Here is a 10,806-nt window from a genome sequence, read left to right as displayed (position 1 = left end):
ATCCTCAGGCGGCCCGCGCGAGCGGCAGGGTCGGGGAAACGGCGTCGTGGCGCACGCCGTCGCGCAGGCAGAAGAGCGGCGACAGCATGCGGTCGGTGATGACCTGCGTGCCTTCGTTGTCCTCCAGCACCCAGCGCCCGCGCCGGTCGTCGAGCACGCTGATGTCCGCGGCGCGTCCCACCTCGAGCGTGCCGATCTCCTGCTCCATGCCGACCATCTTCGCGGCGTTGCAGGTCGCCATCGCGACGACGTGATCGAGCGGCAGGCCGAGCGCGAGCATGCTGGTCATCGCGCTGACAAGGCTGAACTGCGTGCGGCCAAGGAACGAATGCTCTTCGTCGGGATGGCTGTCCGGCGTGCCGGCCGGCGCGGGCACATGGGTGTTGTAGCCGTGCATGTCTGCGCCTAGCGTGTCGGGCACGACACCCGCATCGAGCACGACGCGCGCCGTCTTGAAGCTGAAGTGCGAGCCGTGGCCGACATCGATCTTGAGGCCACGTGCGACCGCTTCATGCACGAGCGGATGCAATTGTCCGTTCTCTTCGACGAAGCCGCCCGGATGACGGCTGAACGGATGCGCGAGGATATCGCCGGGCTTGAGCGTCTCGACCACCTGATTGAAGATGCAGTCCGGCTGGACCGGCAGTCCGCCGCTCCGTGGCTTCGGCCACAACTGGCCGAAGTGGATGTACAGAGGCAGCTGCGCGCCACGGCCGATCTGCGCGGCGATCTTCATCACGTCGAGGCCCCAGCGCGCGAAGCCGCCGATTTCCGCATGCGCCTTGATGCCCTTCACCAGATCGGGATTGGCCTTGATGGACTTGACGGTCGCATCGGCATCCAGACAGTCGGGGCGATACAGGTCCGGATAATAGTGGCCTTCGAGGCCGCCGACGAGATAAGCAGAAATGAACGCGAGCACGCGCGTCGCCGCACGTTCCGCTACGTAGTGACGAAAGCCCGGAATCGTGATGCTGCTCGGACCACCCTGATCGACGATCGTCGTAACGCCCGACTGCACGCCGCACTGATCCGCATTCAGGCCGAAGCGGCCCGTCACGTATTGATAGACGTGGCCGTGCGTGTCGATGAGACCGGGCAGCACGAGCTTGCCGCCGCAATCGATGAGTTTCGCTTGCCGCGCCTGGCTCACGGCAGCGGCGCCGATGGCCGCAATAACGCCATCTTCCACCAGTACGTCGAGCGTGGCGTCGATTTTCTGGGCCGGGTCGATAACGCGCCCTCCCTTGAGCAGAACTTGTGACATGGACTAAGCGCTTGGCCGAGTGAAAAGATGCGTGGTGTACCGCAAGTTGTATGCCGGTTTTTAAGCGTCGATTTATGCAGGGCGCCTCCTTAATCGAATCAGCGACTTAACCGCTTATCTCGATGTCGATACGTGCCCTGCCACGGACTCATATAAACCGCCTCGCACCAATTCAGATAGCACCGGCGCCTTCGCGCACCATGCCCATGCGCGATGCCTTGTTATGGTGATTAGTAGGTGTACCCCTCATTTGCGGCGTGCGACGTTTTCGGCCTAGAATGCGGCATCGGAGCGTCCAACGCTCATTCCCTTCTCTAGAGAAGTCGCTGACATGCGAAACACAGTCACCGAGCACATCGACATCGAAAGCGTCCGCGCGGAGCTTGCGCAACGGCAGGCGCGCTCGCCGCTGTTTGCGCGGCCCGGATTTTTGATTCGCCGCCTGCATCAGATCCATACCTTCCTGTTCGTGCAGGAAACGAGCGAGTTCAACATCACGCCGGTGCAATACAGCTTGCTCACGGCGCTCGAATCGCTTGGCGAGATGGATCAGAACTCGCTCGCCATCGAAGTGGGACTAGAGCGTTCCAGCGTCGCGGAAGTCATTCCGCGACTGAACGCGCGCGGCCTTGTAAGCCGGACGCAGGCCGAACATGACAAGCGGCTTCGGCTCGTCAAGCTGACGCCGGCGGGCAAACGCCTGGTCAGGAAGATGGCGGCTGCGGTTCGGCGCGCGCACGAGCGCACGATCGAACATCTGTCGCCCGTCGAGCGCGATGTTTTCATGCTCCAGATGATCCGACTTGTGGAAGCCAACAACGCGGACAACCTCGTGCCCTTCCGGTTGCCCGATAGCCAGTTGCTCGCACAGGAGGAAAGCGAAGCCGACGCGACGGGAACATAACGCCCGACCAGCGCCCTGCGATAACGGCACACGCCACGCTCTCGTGAGCGCGTCGGCCCAGGTGCGTCAACTCAACCGTCGAATCATTAAGGATAACTATCTCGTTTAACAGAACGTAGCCCACCCAGAAGGCTACGAGGATCTTCTGTCCGTCGATGATCACAACCCAGGGTCTTTCGTCGGCAGCACCTCGCATTGAGCGCGCTGCCGTCACCCAGCGAAGATACCCCGCTCGTTCTGTCGATCGGCGCCGCGGCGTCGACCGAACGCATTGAGAACTGCGCGCCGCTTACCCGCGCAGCGCTCCATGCCATCGTGAAGGATGTGCTCGCCCGCGCCGCAGCGCGCCTTCGCGAGCACGACACTGCTAAGAGCCCACGAGCCGATTTGCTCAAGAAGGCTTCCACGCACTGGCTCAGGCACAGCGCCGGTTTGCAACTGGCCGACCGCAAGGTCGACCTGCGCACGGTCCGTGACAACCTCGGACACGGTTCCTTGACCACGACCCGCATTTACCTGCACGTCGATGACGATCGACGCCACCAAGAGACCGACAAAAAGCACCGGGTAGACTGGTGAGCTATCCCGTCAGCTCAGCGACTTGCGGGTAGCGGTATTAAAAGACGGACGGTCGATCATCAGTTGTGTGAAAAGAAATTTGCGACGCTTTCGCAATTGACCGTTCTTGGCCGCTTGCTGCCTGTCGCTGGCGACCGGCCGAACGCGACCCATTGTCGACCATGAGTTGAGCGGATTCGGGCACCTATTGTCGAAGCGTCAACGGCACTTCGACGTCTCGGTCAACGCGGATCATCGCCGACTCGATGGTGGCGGTCGGCATCATCTGGCGCAAGCCCTCGGTCAACTGCTCCGTCGCCCCTTGAAGCCCTTCTGGCGGCATCGCGGGCATACACTCGCAGATAAGGCCAACTCGATGGATGTCACCGTGACTGCCGAACGCAACGTGCACGCGTATGGGCTATCACGTTCTCGCCCGCCGCTGACCGCGAGGTACACGCCCTGACGCGCGACGCCCGCGCCGAAGTTCAGCCGACCTGAACTCTGTCGAGAATCTCGTCTGAACCGACCTCGAGCGGAGCGAAATTTGTCGAACGCACATAATCCGGTCGCGGCTGCTCGACTTCTTCAGGCTTGTTTTTCACCCGGTTGTAGACGACATAGACCTGCCACCGATCGTCACCGGACAGGTTGTGACCCGAAGAATGCACGATGTTGGCGTCGAAGAACACAACGGTTCCCGCGCGGCCGACGATAGGCACGGCCTTGCGATGGCTGGACAAAATCTCAAGCATGGTCGGCTTAGGCACCACGTAGAAGCGGTAACCGGTTGCCTCATCGAACACCGGATCGAGCGAGCCCAGTTTGTGGCTTCCCGGAATGAAGTAGAGACATCCGCCCATTTCGGTCGGCTCGTCGAGCATGACCAACGCGGTCGTCATCTGCGGCTCTTTCACGCCGTCGATATGCCAGGTGCCGAAGTCCTGATGCCATTGCCAGACAGAACCGTCGATTGCCGTCTTCAAATTGCACTTCGTGTGATAGACGTAAAGCTGGGTATCGTCGATCAGTTGTTGTGCCGGCTCAAGCAATCTGGGAGAGCGCACTGCGGAGTGAAAAACCGCCGATGCCGTCGGACTCTCGGTTTCGTGAACCTTGTAGATCGTTTTTGCGATGCCGCCGTTCTTTTCACGGACAAGATGGTCGGTGTCGATCTTCTGGATGCGGTGCAACTCGCTCTTCATATGTCGAACTTCTTCTTCCGTGAAAAGCTCCGGCAGAACAACGAACCCATCGCGCTTGTACTCTTCCAACTGTGACGCGGTAAGTTTCATGAAGGGTCTCCTGACATGTTGGCCTGATGTCAGAATCCTAAGACCGGCCGCATCCGATGTAAAAGATATAATAAGTTGCGTATCGATACTTAAAAGGTACCCAATGGAGCTGCGTCATCTTCGCTACTTCGTAACGGTGGCACGCACACTCAACTTCACCAAGGCGGCAAATGAGCTGCACATGGCGCAGCCGCCGTTGAGCCGGCAGATACGGGAACTGGAAGAGGAACTCGGCGTCTCGCTTCTTGAGCGCAGGGGCAAACGAGTGTTTCTGTCATCGGCGGGGCAGGTTTTCGAAGAACGGGCCAGGCGCATTCTGGCGGAAACGAACTCCGCGATCGTGGATTCGCAACGCGCAGCGAGAGGGGAAATCGGCCGTGTGGCGGTCGGGTTCTTCGAGCACATTGCTTACACACTGCTGCCCCCGCTCTTGCGTGAATTCCAGCAGCGTTACCCTGCGGTGACAGTCGAACTTCGATGGTTTTCCTCTGCGGAACAGATCAATGCCCTGAACCGAGGCGACGTCGATCTGGCATTCGTTCGCTCTGTGCCGCCGGATACGCAACTGAACAGCGTCTTGTTGCTTCAGGAGCCGTTTTACGTTGCCATCGCGAAGGACAACCCTCTCGCAGCCAAACGGCATATTTCCATCAAGGACTGTGCGCAGTTGCGCGTCATCAATTACCGGAAAGACGTCGCGCCTGACTATCACGCCACCATCAACCAGTTGTGCGCACTCGCCGGATTTTCTCCGTCCACGAGCTTTGAAATGGGGCAGATCTACGCTTCCCTTGGCCTCGTCAGCGCCGGGTTTGGTGTGACACTCGTACCAGCGTCAGTCCAACGAACGCATATGGACAACGTCGTCTATCGTCCCCTGCGCGAACAGCACGCTAAAAGCGAGCTCTACCTCGCGTGGAAGGAGCCCAATCCGCCCGCTGCGCTAGGCGCGTTTGTTCAACTCGCCTGCGAGATTGCCGCACACGCACCGCGAAAAGCGAAGGGCGAGTAAGGGACAAGCGGTGCCTATCGAGCAGCTTGTCAAGGCTGGCGTCGGTTACTCGATGCTTACATCGATCGCTATCTTCTACGAAGCAGTTAAAGACATTGGTAGCATAGCTAATCAATCGAACCTAAATACGCACGACGATGGCCGTACCAACGCTGCGGGCGCTGCTTTATCCCGCTTCGTCACCGTGTGGACCGGACGCTGCGAGAAAAGCGGGGATGGCCTTATGGAGCGCATTCGATCCGTCTAACTTTTCTTACAGCGGTATCGGCAATGGATCGGCCAACTACTGCAGTCGAGAGTCCGCAACGCAGCCGACAAGAGACGACATGCGCACGCGCCCACTCTGCGGCAAAGCGCGTGGAAGCCAGTCTCCTCATGGTTTTCCCAGCATGGAGCCGGGTCGCGGGCGCGTATAATTTCTCGTATCAGGCAGGCAGGGGCAGCGACCGCGGACCGCGCCCTCATTCTGGATCGTGCCTAGTCAAATATCAGTAACACCGACGGAATAGCTTATGCCCATCAAGGCAATCGAACCCCAGCGACTTTACCGGAAGATCAGCGATCAATTGCGCGCGCTCATCATGAGCGGCGAATTCCCGGTTGGGACTCGGCTGCCGACGGAACGTGATCTGGCAGTTCAACTGGGCGTCAGTCGGCCTTCGTTGCGAGAAGCCCTGATTGCGCTCGAAGTGGAAGGTCTGATTGAAGTACGCGTCAGTTCCGGCATCTACGTGCGTGCAACGCGCCAACAGCGCAACAACGATGTCCTGGACCTGTCGAGCGAAGAAGGCCCTCTAGAACTCATCCGGGCCCGCAAGCTGGTCGAGGGTGAAGTCGCAGCGACTGCGGCGAAAACAGGGCGGGCGGCCCAATTCAAGGCCATAGAAGAAGCCATCGACGCGATGGAAACCCAAATCGCGGCGGGCATCGATCCCCTCGAGGCTGACCGCTTGTTTCACGTATCACTCGCCGAAGCCACGGGCAACAGCGTGCTGGTCGGACTGGTCACGCGTCTGTTCGATGCCCGCATGGGACCGCTCTTCGACTTGTTGAACAGTCATTTCGATACGACTGCGGTATGGGCCCAGGCAGTCGCAGAGCACAGGGCTATCCTGGCCGCGCTCCGCGCGAAGAACGCCACTGCTGCGCGTGCGGCCATGCACAAGCATATGGATTCGTCATTCAAACGGCTCACGTCCAGCTTGACGCAGGACGCCGCCCCGGATGATGTAACGGCGCCCGCTCGCCCCGCTCGTCGCCCTTCTAAACGGCCTGCTTAGACGCACGAAGCGGTTTCGGCCTTCGGTAAACGCGTCGTGCGCTGTCGAGGCGAATTCCTCGACAGCGCACGGTGGCATAACCGTTGATCTCGCCGCGCCACGAGTTCGCAGTGGCGTTTGCCGCTTCTTTCCTTAGCGTCGTTCCGTAGCCGTGTACCGCCCCAAAGCGTCCCGGGAAAGACTTCCCATACTATCGATCAGCTTGCTTGCGAGAAAATGAAAGTGCGCCGTTAGATAGCTTTAAGGCCTTTGTGCGCCGGCAACTCCGACGTACACCGCATAGATCGAACTGGTCGCTGCAATGAAAAGCCGATTGCGCTTCGGTCCACCAAAGGTCACGTTCGCGACAACTTCTGGAATCTTGATCTTGCCGAGCAGCTTCCCTGCAGGGGAATAGCAATGCACGCCGTCGCCGGCCGACGTCCAGACGTTGCCCTGCACATCGAGGCGAAACCCATCAGCGAGTCCCGGATCGATTTCCGCGAATACCCGCCCATTAGCCAGCGTCACGCCATCCACGACGTCGAATACGCGGATGTGGTGCGGGCCGTTTTCCGTGTGCGTAGCGCCTGTATCGGCAATGTAAAGCTGGCTTTCATCCGGAGAGAATGCAAGCCCGTTGGGCTTCAGGAAATCGTCCGCGACGACAGTCAACTCGCGGCTATGCGCGTCCCATCTGTAGACATAGCAGGCGCCTATTTCACTTTGCGCCTTATAACCTTCGTAGTCGCTATGAATGCCGTAGGTTGGATCGGTGAACCAGATGCTGTCGTCGGATGCGACCACGACATCGTTAGGCGAATTGAGCCGCTTGCCCTGATACTGGTCGGCAATCACCTCGATCGTGCCGTCCGGCTGGGTTCGCGTGACGCGCCGCCCGCCCTGCTCGCACGACACGAGCCGGCCTTGCCGGTCGCGCGTGTTGCCGTTGCTGTAATTCGAGAACTGGCGAAACACCGACACACCCAGATCCGGAACCCAGCGCATCATCCGGTTATTAGGGATGTCGCTCCATACGAGAAAGTCGCCGTCCGTGAAATACACCGGTCCCTCGGCCCAGCGGCAGCCGCCATAGAGTTTCTCGACCCATGCGTTGGGAAGAATGAGTTCCCGGAATGCCGGGTCGATGATCTCGTAACCGCACCCTTCTGCTGACATTCGCCCTCCTTTTCAGTTCTTTGGTTTACTTGCGAAGATGATGATGCCGATGATGAGTACACCGGTAATGACAAGTCGAAGCCCCGCGCCGACGCCTAGCGCGTTGAGCATGGCCACCATCAGGAACAGGAACAGCGCGGCACCCCAAATCCCCGGGACACTGGCGCGGCCACCCGCGACGGCGGTGCCGCCTATGACCGTCACCGCAATCGACGACAGCATGTAGTCGTCACCCATGTCGAGCGTCGCGCCGCCCGAGAAGGCAGCGAGCAGATACCCGGTAAGGGCCGCCAGCACGGCGCAGACAGCGTAGGTGAAGTAGCGCGTGCGCTCGACCCTGACGCCGGCCAGGCGCGCGGCGCCCGCGTTTTGGCCAATGGCTGACAGCGAGCGGCCATACACGGTGCGAGTCGTCACGTAGCCGAGCGCAACAGCCAGCGCAACGACACCGATAGCCGTGTAGGGCACGCCCATCACGCGGCCGTTCGCGAAAGCGACGAGCGTGGACGGCGGTGCCGCGCGTGCGCCTTCGTTGTAGCTGATCGCCATGGACTGAATCAGAAAGCTCGACGACATGGTCGCGATGATCGGCGGAATCCGCAGCAACCGTATCAGGCCGTAATTGAAAGTCCCTACCACGATACCGACAGCGACGGCGGCGAGCGCGCCGGCCACGATCATCTGGCTTTCCCCGCCCATCAACTGCATCGAGACAACGCCCGCAAGGGTAATCGTCGAAGGCACGGACAGGTCAATGTTGCCCGGGCCCGAAGTGATGACGAGCATCTGCCCCAGGCCGACCAGAACCAGGAACACCGAGAACGCCAATGCCGCAGCGACGATGCCGCCGGCGCCCTGCCCCCGGACGCCACCGATGGTAATCAGCCACACCATCAAGGCGCCGGCATACGACCACAGCCAGGGTTTGCTCAGGGTCGTCCGAACCGCCAGGAACGGGCTCATGCTCGCGTCCGTCCGATCACTGCCCGCAGGGACAACACTATGATGAGAATCACGCCTTGCGCTCCGATTTGCCATGTTGGTGAGATTTCCAGGAATGAAAGCAGCGATGCTGCAAGCGTTAGCGTCAGTGCTCCGATGACCGCGCCACACGGAGAGATTCTTCCGCCGACGAATTCACCGCCGCCGAGAATGACCGCTGCGATAGAAATCATCGTGTAGCGCAATGCGATGTTTGCATCCGCCGAGGTCGTGAATCCAACCAGCGTCAGTCCCGACAGCACGCCGAAAATGCCCGCGAGTGCGTACATCAGGCCACGCGCCCACAGCAGCGACCAGCCGGCGCGAGCCAGCGCGCGACCGTTACCGCCGGCGCCGCGCAAGAGCGTGCCCCACGCTGAGCGCATGAGGAAAAAGTGCGTCGCCACAGCAATGACCACGGCAGCCACTAAAGGAAACGGGATCACCGGCATATGCCACTGAACCAGCTGCTGCAGCCACTCGGGCGTGCTGCCGCCGGGAGTCGGCATCAGCAGGAGCGCCAGTCCGAGCCAGACAAACGACATCCCGAGCGTGACGACGATAGAGGGCAGGTTGCGCCACTCGATCAGCATCCCGATCACGCAATACACCAGCACGCACCCGACGAGCACCGCAATGCCCAACACAGTGCTCTGTTGCAGGATCGAGGCACCGACGCACGCTACGAAGCTGACGAAGCTTCCGATAGAAAGATCGAGGTCATTCACGGTGATGACGCACATCTGGGCCATCGTCGCGAGCACGATTGGAACGGCCAGGCTAATCAGCGTGTTGATGCCGAAATAGCTGAAAGTCTGCGGTTGCAGGTAGAACATCGGCAACACCACGATCAGCAGCGAGAGCACCGGCAATGCTGCGCGCAGCCGCGCGGGCTGAAGCAATGCGTTCACAGCGCCACCTCCTCGAATGAAGCCTTGATCACCTTGTCCTCCGAAAACTCGTCAGCAGAAAAACAGCCTGTCACCTGCCCGCTGCGAAATACATAAACGCGGTCGCAATAGACCAGTTCGTCGAGCTCGGTCGAGTACCAGAGAAAAGTCCGCCCTTGCTCCGCTTCGCTCTGGATCAACCGATAGACCTCGAGTTTGGTGCCGATATCGACGCCCCGCAGTGGATCATCCATCAGCACGATATCGGCGTCGGCCGCGAGGGCCCGTGCGAATAGAACCTTCTGCTGGTTGCCCCCGGATAGCGACAATATCGGTTGATTCATGTCCATGGTCTTGATGCGCACGCGTTCCCGCCACGCTTGTCCAAGCGCAGCTTCGGACTCCAGCGAAATAAACCCTGCGCGCGACAGCCGCGGGGTTGCGCTAATCGACAGATTGGCGCCGATCGACCAGGACGGGAACACACCGTCTCTAACGCGATCTCCCGCGACGAAAGCAGCCGTGCCGTTTGCAATCGACGACCCTCGCCGGGCTTGCTCGAACACCTCGAGCAGCACTTCCGTCTGACCATGACCAGCAAGTCCTGCAAGGCCGATGATCTCGCCCTTGCGCGCGGTAACGCGTTCCCCTTTGACCGCAAGATCCACGCGTAGCTCGCCTGTGTTGCTCGTGCGTGCAGGAGCGCTACCGTGAGTCTCGGTAGCCACGTTGCCCATCGCGGCGACCAGTTCGTTCTTGGTCGCCCCTCGATTGAACGTCGCGACGACACGTCCGTCGCGCATCACGACGCTGCGATCAGCGGCGCGCACGATTTCACCCAGCATGTGCGAAATCAGAATGACCGCCTGCTGCCGCGCAGTTGCGGTCTGCACGTAGTTCAGCAACTGGTCAGCCGTTGTCGAGTCGAGGCTCGAGGTTGGTTCATCGAGCAGCACGAGCTTGACCGGTACGTCTACTTCCGTGAACGCCCGCGCGATTTCGACCATCTGAAGCTGCGTAAGCGTCAGGTCGCTCGTCACCGCGTCCGATCGAATGCCATGGTCCGGAAAAATCTCGTCGAGCTTCTCCGTGATGAGGCGCGCGGCGCGCTTGCGCCAGCCCCACCCCGACAGCCCATGGTGCAGTACGCGCACGTTCTCGGCTACGGTCAGATTGGGACACAGCGATAGCTCCTGAAACACACAACGAATACCCGACAAATGAGCATCATTGACCGAATGCGCAGCGACCTTCCGATCGCCGATTCGCATCTCTCCGCTGTCGATCGGGAGCGTGCCCGCAAGAATGTTCATCAGCGTGGATTTGCCGGCGCCGTTGTGCCCGAGCAGTCCGACGCATTCGCCGCTCTCGACGGCGAAATTGAGACCATCGAGCACATGGTTGCTGCCGAAGTGCTTATGAATGTCGGTGAGTGAAACGATCGTGCTGGACATGCTTATC

The 10,806-nt window shown here is 60.3% G+C and carries 9 protein-coding genes and 1 pseudogene; 4 read left to right on the top strand and 6 right to left on the bottom strand.

Going from position 1 to position 10,806, the window contains the following annotated elements; all coding sequences use genetic code 11:
* Positions 1 to 4: 4 nt before the first annotated feature.
* Positions 5 to 1,267, bottom strand: a complete 1,263-nt coding sequence (locus BG57_RS11830) for an amidohydrolase/deacetylase family metallohydrolase (RefSeq protein WP_035963224.1) — start codon at positions 1,265 to 1,267, stop codon at positions 5 to 7.
* Positions 1,268 to 1,598: 331 nt separating this feature from the next.
* Between BG57_RS11830 and BG57_RS11825 the strand changes: the two genes are divergently transcribed.
* The gene (locus BG57_RS11825) at positions 1,599 to 2,171 is read left to right on the top strand and encodes a MarR family winged helix-turn-helix transcriptional regulator (RefSeq protein ID WP_035963223.1); all 573 of its coding nucleotides are present in this window, start codon (positions 1,599 to 1,601) and stop codon (positions 2,169 to 2,171) included.
* Positions 2,172 to 2,351: 180 nt separating this feature from the next.
* Positions 2,352 to 2,750: pseudogene (locus tag BG57_RS11820) on the top strand (tyrosine-type recombinase/integrase); the annotation flags it as partial.
* A gap of 467 nt (positions 2,751 to 3,217) precedes the next feature.
* Here BG57_RS11820 and BG57_RS11815 read toward each other — a convergent pair.
* Entirely contained in the window at positions 3,218 to 4,024 is an 807-nt protein-coding gene (locus BG57_RS11815) for a phytanoyl-CoA dioxygenase family protein (RefSeq protein WP_035963220.1), read from the bottom strand.
* Positions 4,025 to 4,127: 103 nt separating this feature from the next.
* On the opposite strand from BG57_RS11815, the gene BG57_RS11810 reads away from it, so the two are divergent.
* Together BG57_RS11810 and BG57_RS11800 are read left to right on the top strand one after the other, a co-directional pair.
* Positions 4,128 to 5,036: a LysR family transcriptional regulator gene (locus BG57_RS11810; protein ID WP_035963219.1), complete on the top strand. Its 909-nt coding sequence runs from the start codon at positions 4,128 to 4,130 to the stop codon at positions 5,034 to 5,036.
* A gap of 512 nt (positions 5,037 to 5,548) precedes the next feature.
* A complete protein-coding gene (locus BG57_RS11800) occupies positions 5,549 to 6,316 on the top strand; it encodes a FadR/GntR family transcriptional regulator (RefSeq protein WP_035963217.1) in 768 nt (255 codons plus the stop codon).
* A gap of 240 nt (positions 6,317 to 6,556) precedes the next feature.
* On the opposite strand, the gene BG57_RS11795 is transcribed toward BG57_RS11800, so the two are convergent.
* From BG57_RS11795 to BG57_RS11780, 4 genes are all read right to left on the bottom strand, one after another.
* Positions 6,557 to 7,474 carry an SMP-30/gluconolactonase/LRE family protein gene (locus BG57_RS11795; RefSeq protein WP_035963215.1) on the bottom strand — a complete coding sequence of 306 codons (918 nt, stop codon included), beginning with the start codon at positions 7,472 to 7,474 and terminating at the stop codon, positions 6,557 to 6,559.
* 12 nt (positions 7,475 to 7,486) lie between these two features.
* Positions 7,487 to 8,437 carry an ABC transporter permease gene (locus tag BG57_RS11790; RefSeq protein ID WP_035963214.1) on the bottom strand — a complete coding sequence of 317 codons (951 nt, stop codon included), beginning with the start codon at positions 8,435 to 8,437 and terminating at the stop codon, positions 7,487 to 7,489.
* A complete protein-coding gene (locus BG57_RS11785) occupies positions 8,434 to 9,291 on the bottom strand; it encodes an ABC transporter permease (RefSeq protein WP_081850883.1) in 858 nt (285 codons plus the stop codon). Before BG57_RS11785 ends, BG57_RS11790 begins: the two co-directional genes overlap by 4 nt.
* Positions 9,292 to 9,362: 71 nt before the next feature.
* Complete coding sequence (locus BG57_RS11780; protein ID WP_052005743.1) at positions 9,363 to 10,799, bottom strand: sugar ABC transporter ATP-binding protein; 1,437 nt, start codon at positions 10,797 to 10,799, stop codon at positions 9,363 to 9,365.
* Positions 10,800 to 10,806 lie beyond the last annotated feature (7 nt).

This window comes from Caballeronia grimmiae (assembly GCF_000698555.1).
Lineage (GTDB): Bacteria > Pseudomonadota > Gammaproteobacteria > Burkholderiales > Burkholderiaceae > Caballeronia > Caballeronia grimmiae.
This window is presented reverse-complemented; position numbering and strand designations above follow the sequence as displayed.